We start from the raw sequence: 17,221 nt of genomic DNA, 5'->3' as shown, positions 1-17,221 counted from the left end.
AATCATCCAGCTAATCCTAATCACACCGTAACGCAATTACTCTAACTAGATAGCTAACTATTTAAGGTTATAAATCTCAAATTTAATGGTTTCTGAGTTTATTTATAACGTTATCTCCTACTACTCTTAAAAAGGAGCTTAGCCGGATAGCTAATTACCACCGGAAAAGCTAAATCTAGTTCGGAGCAATTACGATGAAACAAATTTTAGTTACTCTGCTACTCTCGCTGGCAGCGTTGATTGGCGTTACACCTGTCACGATGGCAGCGCCTCCTTCCGGAGGATATATTGTCGTTCTTCATGACCATATCGATAACCCGGCGGCTGCAGCCAAAGAGATCTCTCGCCAGGTCGGTGGCAATCTCGGTTTTATCTATCAGCACGCCCTGAAAGGATTTTCTATCACAGTACCGCCCCAGGCAGTTGCGGCTATGGAGAGAAACCCTAAGGTCAAATATGTGGCCACAGATGATATACGCTATATTTCGGCTCAGACAGCCCCCACAGGTATCCAGCGAATCTTTGCTGATACGAATACCAACATTGGTATTGATAGTAACGATGATTTCCGAGTAGATGTGGATGTTGCTGTTCTTGATACCGGCATCGATTTTGATCACCCGGATTTGAATGTCGTTGGAGGCGTTAATTGTGCAACAGGAGGACCGTTTAGCACGACATGTGATAGTGGTGGGGATGATGACCATTATCATGGCACTCATGTCGCCGGAACCATTGCAGCGCTGGATAACGGTATTGGTGTGGTTGGGGTTGCCCCCGGTGCCCGTTTGTGGGCCGTTAAAGTCTTAAACTCCAGAGGCAGCGGTTATGCCTCATGGATCATTGCCGGCATTGATTGGATAGCGGCTAACGGAAATATCGAAGTGGCTAATATGAGTCTGGGTGGTTCTGGTTTCAACCAGGCTGAATACGACGCCATTCAAGGAGCAGTTAATGCTGGTGTCGCTTTTGCTGTTGCGGCAGGCAATAATAACGCTGATGCGAATAATTATAGCCCTGCGGCATTCAATAACGTCTTAACGGTAAGTGCCCTTGCAGACTTTGATGGTGTGTCTGGAGGTCTTGGCTCTAATACCTGCCGCCCAGATCAAGATGACACTCTGGCTGATTTCAGTAACTGGGGTAGTGCCGTTGATATCGCAGCACCGGGTGTCTGTATTCTATCTACGTATCCACTGGAGCAGGGAGAGTACGGCACAATTAGTGGTACATCCATGGCTTCTCCACATGTGGCCGGTGCTCTGGCGCTATTGGCGAGCACTAATCCACCTTTAGATGCAGACGATGTGTACGCCTTATATGATGCCGTTATAGCTGCAGGTAATGATATTTGGACCGATGATTCGGATGACGGGATTCCAGAACCGCTACTGGATGTTAGTGGCTTTTCTGCTAATCTGGCCCCAGTTGAGCAAGGCTCTAATCAAGCACCTACGGCAGGATTTACATATTCGATTGATAGTAATGGGCTAACCGTAAACTTCATTGACGTCTCTGATGATAGCGATGGTTATATCATGAACTGGTTGTGGGACTTTGGTGATGGTAATTCGTCGACGAGTCAGAATCCAAGTAACATCTATGTTGGCTATGGTACTTACACGGTTACCTTAACGGTAACTGATGACGGTGAAGTAACAGATACCTATTCAGATTACATTACTCTTCAAGACCCTAACGCAGGTGATGGATCAGGCTATGGTATTGAGCTCACCGTCACAACTAGCAAAGTTAGAGGGACCATGAATGCTTCTCTGAATTGGCATTGGCTAGACAACGGTACTCCTGTAACAGTAGACATATATCGAGATGGTAATTTGTTGCACCAGTCTGCTGATATTACTTTTACGGATGACTCCCTAGGTAAGGGTGGTGGTACCTTCTCGTATCAGGTATGTGAGGCTGGAAGTAAATTTGATGCTGATTGCTCTAATATTGTGACAGCTGAGTTTTAGCCACAGATAATTGTAATAATAAGTATCCCCTTCAGCATATAGTGCGCCCTGATTAATCCAAATAAGGATACTGAGGTATCCTTATTTGGTGGAGGTTGTTACATGCCAGAGGGGATTATTTTGTCGGTTTTAGTTCTTCATACGGTAAACCGACGTACTGCTCGGCAATCATTGTTTTACCCGATTCGCTATGGAGACAGTAATCTAACTCAGAACACATCAGGTGGCTAAAAATAGCACCATCGGTGTTATTCACGCTAAGCTCATCAAAGTCGTGCAGCATGTTAGTCATCCACCATGAAAAGCGTTCGCCATGCCATACTCGACGTAAGCAGATATCCGAATACTGTTTGATGCATTCCATATCATCGTGTTTGTACACTTGAATCATGATCTTGTACAACGTCGCCACGTCAGAAGCGGCCAGGTTGAGTCCTTTTGCGCCCGTAGGTGGTACAATGTGTGCCGAATCGCCCACCAGGAATAATCGCCCATATTGCATCGGTTCGCACACGAATGAACGTAATGGGGCGATACTTTTCTCGATACTAGGACCCGTTTGTAAGTTTTTGCTCGCTTCGGCAGGCAGGCGTTTTTTCAGTTCGTCCCAAAACTTCTCGTCGCTCCAGTCTTCTACTTTATCTGTTGCAGGAACCTGTAGGTAGTAACGTGAGCGTGTCGATGAACGTTGGCTCGCAAGTGCAAAGCCTCTAGGGTGTTTACAGTAAATCAATTCGTCATCCACTGGTGGAGTGTCACTCAGTAATCCAAGCCAGCCGAACGGATAAACACGCTCATATTCTTTACGGATGGTATCAGGAATAGTTGGACGGGATACGCCATGGAAACCGTCGCAACCGGCAATAAAATCACATTGTAATTCGTAAGACGTACCTTCGTGCTCAAATCGAACTGCAGGGTTAGAAGAGTCTGGCGCGACAATTTCGGTAACTGGCGCATCATAATAGCTTGGTAGGCCAGCAGTACTTCTTGCTTCCATTAAATCGCGGGTGATTTCGGTTTGTCCATAACAAGTCACCACTTTGCCGCCAGTGCGTTCTTTGAGGTTGATTCTTGTACTTTCACCGTCAACACTGATTTGGAAGCCGTCATGGACATGGCCTTCTTTATCCATACGAGCGTTACAGCCAGCTTCTCTGATGAGGTCAACAAAACCTTGCTCGAGGATGCCTGCACGTATTCTGGAAAGAACGTGATCCGCAGTCGAACGTTCTACAATGACATTGTCAATACCTTGTTTAGCAAGTAGCTGACCTAGTAATAGGCCTGATGGACCAGCGCCAATAATTGCAACTTGTGTTTTGATAACTTCCATTTTAAGCACTCCGCTTGTTTTGTTCCTTGTGTTTCTATTTTGTTAATAAAGTGTGATTTCCTCCATTCACATACAGAGCAATTTCTTGTACTTTTAGGTCATGATGTGATGTTTGTTTGATGATTGGTTAAGTAATGAGTGCGATATCTGATGTACCAAAGTTCTTCCTGTATGGAGAACAGAGTGACAGCAATAATTCTGAGTTTGTTCATGTAGAAACCATTGCTGCTCGTAGTGAAACGAGAGGGTGGCGTATTAAACCTCATAGTCACGGCAAGCTTTTTCAACTTCTTTTACTTAACAAGGGTCATGCAGATATATCATTAGATAACAATAAGATATTTGTAGATAGGGCTTCTGTGGTCTCGATTCCTACCGGGGTTGTTCACGGATTTATTTTTTCTCCGAATACGGAAGGTTATGTTGTAAGCATCGCGGAACCGATGATTCATCACTTGGCGTTAACGTATGCTGAAAGTGTATTTGAGACGGTTCTGGATAAGCCAAGAGTACTCTCATTTACAACGGATGATAAGGTACTTACTCAACTGCGTGATTATTGTAATTTATTGTCATCTGAGCTGAATGCACATGATGTGGGAATGAGACTAGCTTCAGAGTGGTTGGCAAAAATGATCTTATTGTCTTTGTTTCGGGCGATAAAACAGCAAGATGAAGGAACCAAAGTCGGTAACTCATTAAATAGTCACTATTATCAATTCCAAAAATTATTAGAGAACAACTATCGTAGTCACTGGACGGTCGCTCAATATGCGGAAGCTCTGCAAACGTCGGTGTCGACGTTAAATCGAGTATGTCGCAAATCAAAAGGGGTGGCGGCAAAAGCGATTATTGCTGAGAGACTGTTTGTTGAAGCTAAGCGAAGCCTTCTGTATACCCAGTTGCATGTTGACCAAATCGCCTACAATTTAGGCTTTGAAGATCCGGCATATTTTTCACGTTTCTTTAAAAATAAGTCTGAGTTGAGCCCGACTTCTTTCAGACAGCTCAACCCGTTTGATACGGAATGCTAAAGGGTCTATTAGTTAGAACACATCAAGGTCATTACCGAGAACCACCTCTCCGTCGTAGTTGGTTTGAACTTCTTCCAACACCGATTCGATAGGCGCGCTGTAGTGAAGGATGTGGGTAAGCACCAGTAATTTAGGTTTTGCTTCAGAAGCAATCTTTGCTAGTTCACTGGTTCTGGTATGGCTTGTTGAATGGTATTGTTGCCAGAATTCAGAAAGCTTCGATAGCCCTTGTTCGCTGATCACTTCATGAACCAGCACGTCGGCACCTTTCGCGATTTCGATCATCTTTTCTGAATAGGCCGTATCGCCACTGATTACGACGACTTTGTCCGGCGTCGTCACTTTGTATCCAAAGGCTGGGCGGATATCACCATGAGGGACGGTAAAGGCTTCGATTGTGACGCCATCTTGATCATAAACGGTGTTACTTTCGGTGTATTCCTTCACGATCATTTGATAGTTGGTTGGATCTTTTAATGGCTGTTTACCGCTTGTGCGCAAGCCAATGTCAACGGACAACATGTCATAGTATCCAGTCACAAATTTTTCCGTACCAATAGGACCATACAACGATATTTTATCGTCACGTCGCCACCAATAAGTAGCTGCCAGCTCCGAAATATCAAGGATATGATCACTGTGGAGGTGTGTGATGAACACGTGCTTAATGTTAGTAGGATAGAGTGCTTTGATCCCTTTCTTCTCTGCAGCTTCAATCGCTTTTTGTACCATGCCGCCACCTGCATCGAAGACAAACGCAGTATCGTTGTAAACAACGGCGGTTGATGGGCCAGATCGGTCAGCATCAGGAACTGGGGTCCCCGTTCCTAACAGAATAACATCGGTTTTGGCTGATGCACTGATGGATAACATTAGGCCTAGGGCGCAGGTTATCGCAGGCGCAAAAATACCAGATCTAAAGGCTTTCATTAGATTCTCCAAGAAATTTGTTGGGGGAGGAAACCCTCACCACAGTCCGTGTGGTAAGGGTAGTGGGGGGGAATTAAAGTAGTCCAAGAGCGAGCGTTGGGAAGCCAATTATCAATAGCAGGCGCACAACGTCCGACATGACGAACGGGAATACGCCTTTGTACATTTCTTTAATTGAAACATCGGGCGCTAATGACTTGATGACAAATACGTTCATTCCTACAGGAGGCGTAATAAGACCAAGCTCAACGGTAATCACCGCAACGATGCCGAACCAGATTGGGTCAAAGCCTGCCGCCTCAATAAGAGGGTAAACGACAGGAACGGTAAGGAGCAGCATCGCAATACTGTCCATGACGCAACCTAGTAGGACGAACAATAACAGCACAGCAAACAGAACCATGTAAGGAGAAAGCTGTAGACTATCGACCACTTCCACCAAGGTGTAAGAGATTCTTGAAACCGAAAGGAAGTAGCCAAAAATTTCGGCACCAATGATCATGAAGAAGATCATGGAAGAAAGAGCCAGTGTTTCCTCTACCGCTTCAACAAATTGTCTCCATTTCATTCCTCGGAACAAGGCGATGACTAGCGTACCAGCCGCCCCAATCGCTGCCGCTTCGGTTGGTGTAAACAGGCCAAAATAGATACCGCAGATGATGAAAGCGAAGATGCTAGTGAAGGGAATCAAGCCTTTAAGCCCTTTGATCTTCTCTGAAAAGGAGGTTTGTTCACCTGGTGTTGCGAGATCCGGTTTTAGCCAAACCGTAATGGCAATCGTCACACAGTACAGTAACAGCCCTAGCAGACCAGGGATTAGTCCAGCAATAAACATATCACCGACAGACTGCTCTGTGATTAACGCGTAAAGAAGAAGTGCGATAGAAGGCGGGATCATGATGCCTAATGTACCACCTGCTGCAAGCGTGCCGGTTGCCAATGACATTGAGTAGCCATTCTTTTCCATTTCTGGCAACGCAACGCGAGACATGCTCGCTGCTGTGGCCAGAGAAGAGCCAGAGATAGCCGAGAAAACACCGCATGATGTTACTGCTGCCAGTGCCATACCACCACGCCAGCGACCAAATAGTGTTCTCGCACCATGAAACAGTTCTTGCGACATTTGTGCTTTAGAGGCAAAGACACCCATGAGGATAAACATAGGAATCGGGCTAAAGCTGTAGTTAGACAGGGTTTCAAACGGACCGCTATCCAAAATCGCCATCGCAGAAGGAAAAGCAACAATAGATCCGAACCCAACAAATCCGGTTACCGCCATGGATAACGCGATAGGAGCTCTGAACGCCATCATTACTAACATTAACGCAATACAAATTAGACCAATCGTTGAAGCATCCATTAGACTAACTCCTCTTTGTTTCGTTGTTGCACGTTACTTTTTTTGTCGCTTAACTTTGCTGGTTCATCGCCGCCATTATTTTTCGCTGGTGTATGGCAGTGAAAGATGAGCTCCCCTGCAATGATCAACGCTTTAACTGCAAGCAACCCAGTGGCGATAACCACACCAATATAGATATATTCCAGCGGAATCTGTAAATCTTGTGTGGTTTCTCCAGTGAGAGATGCCGACTCAATCGCTTCAAAGAAGCGCACTGACATACCCGCGCCCAGTAGTGCAAAACCAAGGTTGTAGAAGGCTTCAAGATATATCTTCAGACGCTGATTCATTTTCTCGGTAAACAAATCAACAATGACCTGAGATTTGGCTACCGAGTGAGGCATAGTCAGCAAGATGGCAAACAGCAAACCAAATTTGATGAGCTCTATGCCACCGACAAACGTCAAGTCGATACTGCCGTCAGTAAAATTAAACATCGCGCGAGTGATGACGTCAGCGAGAGTGATGAACATCATCGACACTAAAATAAAACCAGCGACCAGATGGGCAATATGTGCCGCGCGATTGACTAGGTTGATGAGTATTTTCATAATCTCATTCCCTTGTTAAGGCTGAAAGGCAGCAGTTAAATACAGTCTTGTGAAAGTTCCATTGCTCGCTTATATACGTCGCGTGCAGCTAGTCCTTTCGATTCCAAATCAGACAAGTAGTTTTCGATGACTTTGTCGAAAATTGGTTTCCAGGTTGTTTCGTTACTTGATGCATCGATACGGTTGATAGTGTGACCAGCGGCTTTGGCTTCTTCCAAACCTTTGCTGTCCAAATCATCAAACACTTGTGCTGCAATCTTCGACCATGCGGAACCTGAGTTCTTGTCGATAACCGCTTTAAGCTCAGCGTCAAGCGACTTGTATACGTCGCTATTCATCGTCACGATGAATGCCAGGGAGTAAAGTCCACCTACTTCAGTATGGTTTTCCGCTAGCTCGTTAATTCTAAAGCTCTTCACACCTTCCCAAGGAAGTGCCACGCCATCAATAACACCGCGCTGAAGAGATTGATAAGATTGCGGAGCTGGCATACCGACAGGAAGAGCACCAAGTTCTTCAAGTAAGCCACCGATTACCGCTGTTGGTCGGCGAATACGCAGACCTTCCAGATCACTAGGCTGTTCGATATTTTTGCCTTTTACATGCAATAAACCAGCGCCGTGGGTAAATAAGAACAGTGGTTTAGAATCTTTGTATTCATTCGCAAAAGCACCTTCTTCGTATAGCTTTTGAATCACACAAGAGCCTTGATTGGCATTTTGTACGACCCCCGGTAGTTCAACGATTTGAGTTAGTGGGAATCGATTTGCAGAGTACCCTTGCACCGTAGCGGTCACATCTAAAATACGATGTTTTACTGCATCATATTGTGCAGGCGGCTTGGCAAGGGTAGAAGACGGGTACAACTCTACTTTAATGCGGCCATTTGAATCCGCTTCAACAGCGTCAGCCCACTTTTGATAAATCTCTTTATGAATATCAGATACGGAAGGCCAAAAGTGTCCGAATCTCAATGTAACGTCTGCGGCGAACGCAGGTGAAGCTAGAAGAAGCGATGACAGTACAGTGGCAGCAGTCTTTTTAATAATCGTATTCATACTTAAACGTCCAAATGTTAGTAGAGTATTTATAAAGTGCTTTTTTAGTCAGACTATTCTTTTTCTTTGGGCTGAATAAAATCGTCAACTTTAACCTATCAGAGGTTTTACCTTGTGTAAGATGTTAATGTTAAGTTAACACTTGATTTGCCATTACGTTAGTTCGAAAAAAGAAAAGGCTATTCAATTTTTGAAATTCTGTGACTTTAATTCGAGGGAATTTCTGGGCTAGAAATACAAATTTTAAGGGTGTATCTAATTGATATGTAATATGTTTAATATTGGTGTTTTAGGTATTAACTCCTGACCACCGGTGATGTTAATACATAGATAAATGGTGAGTCATAAAGTAACTATAATTTGTGTTACATCTATTGTTTCTTAGGAGTGTGATATGTGTGGCAGGTTAAATGTACTCGATGACCCCCTATGTCGAATTGTTTCCGAACAGCTTGGAATCAGTTTTGTAACCGAAACCAATAGAGATCTCAGGCCCAGTCAAATCGTTTCTACTGTCGGCGCCCAACACGGTGAATTAAAACAACTCGATTTACCTTGGGGAATACAACCTGACTGGGCAAACCACCTGATCATCAACGCGAAAGCCGAGACTGTTGCTGTTAAAGCAACATTTGCGAATGCGTTTGAATTTAACAGAGTCATCGTACCGTGTACGGGTTGGTATGAATGGCGAGAAGAAAATGGCAGAAAGGTAAAGTACCTTTTCAGCCTTGGAGATAACCACGTTTTGTATATGGCAGGTATTGCGGTGGACAATGGGCGAGAACTCGTAACGCTAACCACCGAATCAAATCAACAATGCAGCGAATTTCATCACCGCATGCCGTTATTAATTCCAAATAAAGAAGTTGTGAACTGGATAAGCGGGACTGGCAAGAGCGTCTATCAGTTATTAGATAACCAATTTAATGAAACGTTGATGATAAAAGATTAGCGATACTCTTGAGGATCATTGCATCTTAAAGAATATCGCTAGATGACTTTAGTTTGTTACATGACACTTGGAAGCCATAGAGACAATGGCGGAATAAGTAGTAACAGTAGTAGCCTTACAATATCTGCGCACCAGAATGGTGTGACGCCTTTAAAGATCGTACTGGTTTTGATGTCTTTGACTACGCTGCTGAGCACAAAGATGTTCAATCCTACCGGTGGAGTAATAAGACTGATCTCAGTGACAACCACGACCACAATACCAAACCAGACCAGATCAAACCCTAAGCTAGCAACCAACGGGTAGAAAACTGGGACTGTCAGGAGCAGCATCGACAAGCTTTCGAACACCGTGCCGAGTAGGATGTAAATCCCCATGATCGCCAGAATCACATAGATTGGTTCAGCGCCGAAAGATTCCATCCAAGTAACCAGTTCATGCGGTAAACCAGTGCGGTTTACGAAGTTAGAATAAATAAGCGCGCCGATAATAACTCCGAATAGCATGGTAGATGTTCTTGCGGTATCGATAAGGATCTCTCTAAGAACTGAGATTGTGAGAGAACGGCGATAGAGTGCAATAGCAAATGCACCACCGGCACCAATACCTGCCGCTTCAGTTGGTGTAAATACGCCAAGGTATATTCCACCCATCACCAGAGCAAATAGTCCAAGAATGCCAGAAACGGATTTCAACGCGGCTCTTTTGTCTTCCTTCGACATTTTTTCGCCTTTCGGCCCCGCATCCGGGTTGCGCCATACGACGTATTTTGTTGCTAAAAGGTACATGAAAATGCCAAGCAAACCAGGGATAAAGCCAGCGGCAAAAAGGTCGCGAATACTTTGTTCCGTGAGCACGCCATAGATGATTAAGATGACACTTGGTGGGATCAAAATACCCAATGTTCCGCCCGCAGCAATAGAGGCGGCGGCTAATCCATCTGAATATCCGTACTTTCTCATAGAAGGCATTGCAACCTTAGCCATGGTCGCCGATGTTGCTAAGCTAGAACCAGAAATTGCTGAGAATCCACCACATGCCGCTACGGTTGCCATTGCTAAACCACCACGATAGTGACCCAAAAACGCATAACAAGCTCTGTACAGTTCTTGAGACATTCCCGCACGGGTGATTAAGTTGCCCATTAGAATGAACATAGGGATGACCGACAAACCGTAATCTTGTGCGGTGTCGATCAATCGCTTCGCACTGACGGTTAGCGCACCGTTAAAGTTCCAGTCTCCCAGTGCAGCGTACCCTACAAAGCCCACCACACCCATAGCAAACGCGATCGGCATTCTCAGCAGTATTAGAATCATCAGCACTGCAAAACCAATTAAGGCAATAGTCATATCAATCCCTCTGATTCAAATACTCTTTGTTAAAGACTCGCGTAACCACTAAAACGAGCGAAGTGATTGCGGTTAACCAGCATGAAATAGCCAGAAAATAGACAAAATAATAAGTTGGGATCTCTAAGTACTCAGTCGTTTCACCGTACATCAGCGATCGGTCACCTAATTCCCATACTTTGAATCCCATTACTGCAAGGCAGAGAGAGACCACGGCATCGAACCCCATATCACGAATGTTCTTTATTTTTCTGGGAATGATGCTATCGGTCAGGTCGACGCTGATGTGCTCTTTACGCCACGTAACCAAAGGCATAGTGGAGAAAATCAGTGCACCCAAAAGTAATTCTGTAAGTTCTACACTTCCGGTTACTGGCTTTTCGAACAGGTAGCGTCCTACTACATCGATACAGGTAAGCAGCATCATTGAAAGTAATATCAGGCACGCACACAGCTTCAGAAATTTATCCAAAAGTTGGGCAGTAGACTCCCAACTTTTGGTAAACCACATTAATGAGTTGATCATCATTTATTCCTAAAGCTCGATTGGCTCGTAGTCATTAACGATTTTTCTAAACTCGGTCAGAGCGGCTTGAGCGTCAACTTTACGTGACTTAACCGATTTCACCCATTTGTCATCAAGACCTTGTGTAAGTTGCTCGTAGTAACGAACATCCTCATCAGATAAGTCTTTCACCTGACTGCCAGAAGCAATGATATCGGCTTCACCAATTTCATCAGCTTTAGACCAGTATCGGCCTGCAAGCGCAGAGAGTTTCTCACCAGAAACGCTTCTGATTGCTTGGCGATCTTCTTCAGAGAGTTTTTCCATAAATTGAGGACTGATAAAGATGCCAAACGAACCCAAATACAAACCCGTTGGGAGCTTGTAGCTATATGGTGTGACGTCTTTAAAACGAGCGGCTTTCATCATATCCATCTGCATAAACAGACCGTCCGCAACGCCTTGTGATAGCATCTCATACGCTTTCGTAGCAGGAGCGCTTACGCCAGAGACTTCCAAAAGGTTGCCTACCTCAGTAGAAATACCGCCGCCTACACGCATTTTTTTGCCTTTCAGATCTTTCAGAGATTCAATTGGCTCACGCATATGAACTTGTCCCGGCCCATGAACAAATACGCCAGCCAGTTCAACACCGTTGTATTCAAAAGAATTCTTAAAGTACTTTTCGTTAACACGCCAATGCGCGACGGAAGCTGCTTCACCACCTGCTTTGTTCCCCGGCAGTTCAGCAATTTGTGTTAAACGAAAACGTCCTGGGAGATAACCGTGAAAGGTCCAGGCCGCGTCAACCGCGCCATCTTCAACTAATTCAACGAGACTTTTTGGGTGAGCCAAGTCGTATTCCAACTTAATTGTGACACGCCCATCAGTGGCTTCTTCGATCCATTTGCCCCATGTCGGTAATACATCGGCGTTCATAGTCTGCATTGGGCTAAGCCATGTTGCGATTTTTAGTTCATGTGTTTGTGCTTGAGCACTGTGACTCACCAACATGGTGGAAGCGAGCAATCCTGCAAGGCCTTTAGCTACGGTTGATTTAAACATACTGATTCCTTTGTAAGTCCCATTAAAATGAATTAATCTCCTCATCAAATGACACGTAATTATGCCAATTGACGATTTAAACGTATCATTTAAAATCTTGATTGTGTATCATGATTGTTAATGAATTGTGATTTTGTGAATCAGAACTTGTTTTGAAGATGAACAACACTGCCATTTCATAAGTGATGTGCTAAGGGCGAATTAAGCACGTTATCGATGAAAAAACTCTAGTGAGTAAATTGCTACAGCATTAAGGATTAACGAGGTATAGAAATGGAACAATTAACCAGTTACGTAGCCGGTGAATGGTATTTTGGTAACGGGAAACCACGCGTGGTTTCAAGTGCAATTTCTGGTGAGGAGTTATATCAGGTCAATGCGGATGGTATGGATGCCTCCAATGTCTTGGAATATGGAAGAGAGCGAGGAACAAAAGCTCTTTCTCAAATGACGTTCTTAGAGCGTGCCAATATGATCAAAGACTTAGCTAAGTATCTGCTATCTCGCAAGGAAGAGTTCTACGTGCTTTCTCAACATACTGGCGCGACGAGAATGGATTCTTGGATTGATATTGAAGGGGGCGTCAGTACCTTGTTCAATTACTCTAGTGTTGCCAACCGTGAGTTACCAAACGATACCATTTGGCCGGAAGATGAACTGCTGCCACTTTCAAAAGAGGGTGGATTTGCGGCGCGTCACTTTCTGACCAGTAAAACCGGTGTTGCTCTACACATTAATGCGTACAATTTCCCTTGCTGGGGGATGCTAGAGAAGCTAGCACCGACTTGGCTTGGTGGTGTAGCCGCTATTGTCAAACCAGCTACTGAAACGGCGTATCTGACCCAGGCAATGGTAAAAGCGATGTTAGATAGTGGCCTGCTGCCTGATGGTGCTATTCAGGTTATTTGTGGCTCGGTAGGCGACATGTTTGACCATCTCGATTACCAGGATGTGGTGACGTTCACTGGCTCAGCACAAACTGGTCAAATGCTTCGTTCTCACCCTTCGATTACTCAGAAATCCATTCCATTTACGATGGAAGCTGACTCGTTGAACTGTGCCATTTTAGGTGCTGATGTCACGCCTGATATGCAAGAGTTCGCGCTGTTTGTACGTGAAGTTACTCGCGAGATGACGGTGAAAGCAGGACAAAAATGTACCGCGATTCGACGCGCCATCGTGCCCGAACATTTGATTGATGAAGTTGCAACTGCACTAACGTCAAAACTCGAGAAAGTTGTCGTCGGTGACCCTGCAATAGAAGGCGTTAAAATGGGCGCTTTGGTGAGTAAAAGCCAGCTCAACGACGTCAAAGAAAAAGTCACGACGTTATCAAATCACTGTGATGTGCTGACGGGCGGGAATGCCTCAGACCTGAAAGTTCAGGGATCAAGTGAAGGGGCTTTCTATCCACCAACGTTGCTTCGCTGCAACAATCCTCATGAAGTTGAAGAAGTTCATTCTGTAGAAGCGTTTGGCCCAGTATGTACTCTTATGCCTTATCGTGACTTAAACGATGCCGCAGCACTGGCTAAAAAAGGTCAGGGCAGCTTGGTAGGCAGTATCGTTACCGCATCCGGGGATGTGGCTGCTCAGCTGACACTTGCAATTGGGTCATCTCATGGTCGTTTACATATCTTGAATGAAGAATCATCCAAGGAATCCACCGGTCACGGCTCTCCATTACCAATGCTTGTCCATGGCGGCCCGGGACGCGCCGGTGGCGGTGAAGAGATGGGCGGCCTACGCGGTGTGAAACACTACATGCAGCGCACCGCGATACAAGGCTCACCAACCATGCTGGCTAAGATTGGTCGGGAGTGGGTTCGCGGGGCTGAAACGGTCTCTGACCCGATTCACCCGTTCAAAAAGTACTTTGAAGATTTGCAAATAGGCGAAACCCTGACAACGGCAAGAAGAACGATAACAGAAGCAGATATCGTCAACTTTGGTTGCTTAAGTGGTGATCACTTCTATGCGCATATGGATAAGATCGCGGCCAAAGAGTCGATGTTTGGTGAAAGGGTGGCGCACGGATACTTCGTCATTTCAGCCGCAGCAGGGCTGTTTGTAGAAGCTGCGCCCGGACCTGTGCTCGCCAACTATGGAATGGAAGGACTGAGGTTTATCGAACCAGTTAAAATCGGCGATACCATTCAAGTTCATCTCACTTGTAAGAAGAAAATTAAGAAGCGTCAGCGTTCTGCCGAAGAACAGGCACAAGGCGTCGTGGCCTGGGATGTAGAAGTGTGTAATCAGGATGGAAAACCAGTCGCGCTTTATACGATCCTTACATTAGTTGCGAGGCAGCAAGGTGACTTTTAACAGTTCAGACATTCGCTAAAAATTTCTTTAAATCTTATTCAACAGGGCCATTTGGCCCTGTTTTTTTATCACAAATTTAACAATTAAATGCATCATATTTTACTTTTTTGTAATTATTGTGTTGCTAATGTAATTTTACGTGATACATTAAAAATACAAACAACATTTAATATGTATCAAATGGAGAAGAGGATGTCTTCGGAGCAAACGTCATTCGAGCGAAAAATCGAACAAGAGATTGCAGTCGAGCCTAAAGATTGGATGCCTGACGGATACCGTAAAACACTGGTACGTCAGATAGGTCAGCATGCTCATTCAGAGGTAGTCGGAATGCTGCCAGAAGCCAACTGGTTAACACGTGCGCCATCATTGCGTCGTAAAGCGGTATTGCTTGCAAAAATTCAAGACGAAGCTGGCCACGGTCTCTATCTGTACAGCGCGGCAGAAACCTTGGGTGGTGAGCGTCACGACCTGTACGAAAAAATGCTGACTGGTGAGATGAAGTACTCCTCCATCTTCAACTACCCAACGCTAAGCTGGGCTGATGTTGGTGTTGTTGGTTGGCTTGTTGACGGTGCGGCGATCGTTAACCAAGTTGCGTTGTGCCGTACCTCTTACGGACCTTATGCACGTGCCATGGTTCGAATCTGTAAAGAAGAGAGTTTCCACCAACGTCAGGGATATGAAGCTTGTCGAGTGCTTGCTGACGGCAGTGACGAGCAAAAAGCAATGCTTCAAGACTCTATCAACCGCTGGTGGTGGCCTGCATTGATGATGTTTGGTCCGAACGACAGTGAATCTCCAAACTCCGCGAAAAGCATGGCTTGGAAAATCAAACGCGTCAGCAACGATGATCTACGTCAGAAGTTCGTTGATAACACCGTTCACCAAGTTCATGCGCTGGGCATGACGATTCCAGATCCAGACCTGAAGTGGAACGAAGAAACTGGCCACTATGAGTTTGGCGAGATCAACTGGGAAGAGTTTAACCAGGTGATTAATGGACACGGCATCTGCAACCACGAGCGTTTGAAAGACAAACGTGATGCCTGGGAAGCCGGTGCATGGGTTCGAGAAGCTGCTGTCGCTTACTCAAAAAAACAGATGGAAAGCGCAGCCTAGTCGCGCCACATAGAATCGAAACAGATTAAGGAGAATCAAGATGAGTTCATTTAACTGGCCGCTATACGAAGTATTCGTTCGAAGCAAACAAGGTTTGGACCATAAACACGTAGGCAGTGTTCGTGCATCTGATGGCCAAATGGCGCTTGAAGCCGCTCGCGATCTATACACTCGCCGCAGTGAAGGTTGTTCTATTTGGGTGGTTGAGTCAAACCAAATCACGGCATCTCAATCGAGCGAACAAGGTCCATTTTTTGACCCAGCTGAAGATAAAGTTTATCGCCACGCCAGCCATTACACCATTCCTGCTGACATCAAGCATATGTAGGGAGTGAGTCATGAGTGAACAACAAACAAAAGTAAACTACGTACTTCAGCTGGCAGACACCAACCTTATTCTCAGCCATCGTTTATCTGAGTGGTGTGGTATTGCACCGGAACTAGAGATTGACATCGCGTTGGCAAATATTGGCTTAGACCTGCTTGGTGAGGCTCGTAACCTTTACCAATATGCCGCTGAGCTTGAAGACAATCAAAAAACGGAAGATGACTACGCTTATGTTCGCGAAGAGCGCGAATACAGAAACCTTCTGCTTGCTGAGCGCCCAAATGAAGGCTTCGATATTTCAATCGTGCGCCAGTTTCTTTATGACAACTACCATGCGCTGTTTCTTCAAGAGCTAGCACACAGTGCTGATGAACAGTTGGCGGCTATCGCTAAGAAATCCCTGAAAGAGGTGGCTTACCACCTGAGATACAGCTCTGGCTGGATTGAACGTTTAGGTGGCGGTACCGAGTTAAGCCATAAAAAAGTTCAAACTGCATTAAACGAATTATGGCGTTACACCGATGAGATGTTTGAGCCAAGTGAAGAAGAAATCGCGCTTGCTAAGCAGAACATTATTGTTGATGTCTCTGAACTAAAAGCGCAGTGGCAGCGCAATGTCAATGCAACGCTAGAGAAAGCGTCGCTATCGATGCCTGAATCTAAGTACTTTCTGCAAGGCGGTAAATCAGGCAAGCACAGTGAACATCTAGGTTTCATTTTGGCGGAACTTCAGTACATGCAACGGACTTATCCAAACCAACAGTGGTAGGGCGTACTGATGATTAAGCAAACACTCGATTCGCTTTCTGATCCAGAAACGCACCGCGTTTGGCAATTAGTTAGTTCGATCCCAGACCCGGAAATTCCGGTTATTTCGATTGGTGAACTGGGCATGGTTCGTCATATTGCCAAAGTCGGTGATGCCTGGATAGTGAAGTTCACTCCGACATATTCCGGTTGCCCAGCGACAGAAATGCTGATGAACGATATCCGAGAAACCCTCAACACGGAAGGGTACGAGGATGTGAGGGTTGAAGTACAACTTGATCCAGCATGGACAACAGACTGGATTCAAGAGTCGAGCAAACAAAAGTTACGTGAATACGGAATCGCGCCACCAGACAGAAAAGCGTGTATGCACACAGCTATCAACGCACAGCCTGAATGCCCACATTGTGGCAGTGTTGATACAAAAATGGTGAGTGAATTTGGTTCCACAGCTTGTAAAGCACACTTCCGATGTAATGCGTGTTTGGAACCATTTGATTACTTCAAGTGCATATAA

Annotated in this window: 16 protein-coding genes; 8 read left to right on the top strand and 8 right to left on the bottom strand. The window is 45.2% G+C overall.

The window, feature by feature from the left end:
• The first annotated feature begins 194 nt into the window (after positions 1 to 194).
• Positions 195 to 1,976: a S8 family serine peptidase gene (locus WJM94_RS05535; RefSeq protein WP_444493235.1), complete on the top strand. Its 1,782-nt coding sequence runs from the start codon at positions 195 to 197 to the stop codon at positions 1,974 to 1,976.
• Between the two features lie 115 nt (positions 1,977 to 2,091).
• Here WJM94_RS05535 and pobA read toward each other — a convergent pair whose 3' ends face one another.
• The gene (pobA, locus tag WJM94_RS05530) at positions 2,092 to 3,312 is read right to left on the bottom strand and encodes a 4-hydroxybenzoate 3-monooxygenase (protein ID WP_444493234.1); all 1,221 of its coding nucleotides are present in this window, start codon (positions 3,310 to 3,312) and stop codon (positions 2,092 to 2,094) included.
• A 134-nt stretch (positions 3,313 to 3,446) separates the two neighbouring features.
• Here pobA and WJM94_RS05525 point away from each other — a divergent pair, with 134 nt between their 5' ends.
• The gene (locus tag WJM94_RS05525) at positions 3,447 to 4,346 is read left to right on the top strand and encodes a helix-turn-helix domain-containing protein (protein WP_444493233.1); all 900 of its coding nucleotides are present in this window, start codon (positions 3,447 to 3,449) and stop codon (positions 4,344 to 4,346) included.
• Between the two features lie 12 nt (positions 4,347 to 4,358).
• Here WJM94_RS05525 and WJM94_RS05520 read toward each other — a convergent pair whose 3' ends face one another.
• From WJM94_RS05520 to WJM94_RS05505, 4 genes are all read right to left on the bottom strand, one after another.
• A complete protein-coding gene (locus tag WJM94_RS05520; RefSeq protein WP_444493232.1) occupies positions 4,359 to 5,276 on the bottom strand; it encodes an MBL fold metallo-hydrolase in 918 nt (305 codons plus the stop codon).
• A gap of 73 nt (positions 5,277 to 5,349) precedes the next feature.
• Positions 5,350 to 6,636: a TRAP transporter large permease gene (locus WJM94_RS05515; protein ID WP_444493231.1), complete on the bottom strand. Its 1,287-nt coding sequence runs from the start codon at positions 6,634 to 6,636 to the stop codon at positions 5,350 to 5,352.
• Positions 6,636 to 7,226, bottom strand: a complete 591-nt coding sequence (locus WJM94_RS05510) for a TRAP transporter small permease (protein ID WP_444493230.1) — start codon at positions 7,224 to 7,226, stop codon at positions 6,636 to 6,638. Before WJM94_RS05510 ends, WJM94_RS05515 begins: the two co-directional genes overlap by 1 nt.
• 35 nt (positions 7,227 to 7,261) lie before the next feature.
• Positions 7,262 to 8,284: a TRAP transporter substrate-binding protein gene (locus WJM94_RS05505; protein ID WP_444493229.1), complete on the bottom strand. Its 1,023-nt coding sequence runs from the start codon at positions 8,282 to 8,284 to the stop codon at positions 7,262 to 7,264.
• A gap of 394 nt (positions 8,285 to 8,678) precedes the next feature.
• On the opposite strand from WJM94_RS05505, the gene WJM94_RS05500 reads away from it, so the two are divergent.
• Positions 8,679 to 9,239: an SOS response-associated peptidase gene (locus tag WJM94_RS05500; protein ID WP_444493228.1), complete on the top strand. Its 561-nt coding sequence runs from the start codon at positions 8,679 to 8,681 to the stop codon at positions 9,237 to 9,239.
• A gap of 56 nt (positions 9,240 to 9,295) precedes the next feature.
• Here the strand turns inward: WJM94_RS05500 and WJM94_RS05495 are convergent, their stop codons facing one another.
• Genes WJM94_RS05495 through WJM94_RS05485 form a run of 3 tightly spaced genes read right to left on the bottom strand, consistent with a single transcriptional unit; the run spans position 9,296 to position 12,161 of the window.
• Positions 9,296 to 10,591, bottom strand: a complete 1,296-nt coding sequence (locus WJM94_RS05495; RefSeq protein WP_444493227.1) for a TRAP transporter large permease — start codon at positions 10,589 to 10,591, stop codon at positions 9,296 to 9,298.
• Between the two features lies 1 nt (position 10,592).
• The gene (locus tag WJM94_RS05490; RefSeq protein ID WP_444493226.1) at positions 10,593 to 11,117 is read right to left on the bottom strand and encodes a TRAP transporter small permease; all 525 of its coding nucleotides are present in this window, start codon (positions 11,115 to 11,117) and stop codon (positions 10,593 to 10,595) included.
• 9 nt (positions 11,118 to 11,126) lie between these two features.
• A complete protein-coding gene (locus tag WJM94_RS05485) occupies positions 11,127 to 12,161 on the bottom strand; it encodes a TRAP transporter substrate-binding protein (protein WP_444493225.1) in 1,035 nt (344 codons plus the stop codon).
• Positions 12,162 to 12,434: 273 nt separating this feature from the next.
• Here WJM94_RS05485 and paaZ point away from each other — a divergent pair, with 273 nt between their 5' ends.
• From paaZ to paaD, 5 genes are all read left to right on the top strand, one after another.
• A complete protein-coding gene (paaZ, locus tag WJM94_RS05480; RefSeq protein WP_444493224.1) occupies positions 12,435 to 14,486 on the top strand; it encodes a phenylacetic acid degradation bifunctional protein PaaZ in 2,052 nt (683 codons plus the stop codon).
• Positions 14,487 to 14,678: 192 nt separating this feature from the next.
• Positions 14,679 to 15,608, top strand: coding sequence for a 1,2-phenylacetyl-CoA epoxidase subunit PaaA (gene paaA / locus WJM94_RS05475; RefSeq protein ID WP_444493223.1), 930 nt, complete (start codon positions 14,679 to 14,681; stop codon positions 15,606 to 15,608).
• Between the two features lie 40 nt (positions 15,609 to 15,648).
• Positions 15,649 to 15,936, top strand: a complete 288-nt coding sequence (gene paaB, locus WJM94_RS05470; RefSeq protein WP_020334268.1) for a 1,2-phenylacetyl-CoA epoxidase subunit PaaB — start codon at positions 15,649 to 15,651, stop codon at positions 15,934 to 15,936.
• A gap of 10 nt (positions 15,937 to 15,946) precedes the next feature.
• Entirely contained in the window at positions 15,947 to 16,705 is a 759-nt protein-coding gene (gene paaC / locus WJM94_RS05465) for a 1,2-phenylacetyl-CoA epoxidase subunit PaaC (protein ID WP_444493222.1), read from the top strand.
• 9 nt (positions 16,706 to 16,714) lie between these two features.
• Complete coding sequence (paaD, locus tag WJM94_RS05460) at positions 16,715 to 17,221, top strand: 1,2-phenylacetyl-CoA epoxidase subunit PaaD (RefSeq protein WP_444493221.1); 507 nt, start codon at positions 16,715 to 16,717, stop codon at positions 17,219 to 17,221.

Source organism: Vibrio sp. YIC-376 (assembly GCF_052353105.1).
Lineage (GTDB): Bacteria > Pseudomonadota > Gammaproteobacteria > Enterobacterales > Vibrionaceae > Vibrio.
The sequence above is the reverse complement of the archived record's forward strand: the minus strand, read 5'-3'. Positions and strand labels throughout refer to the sequence as shown.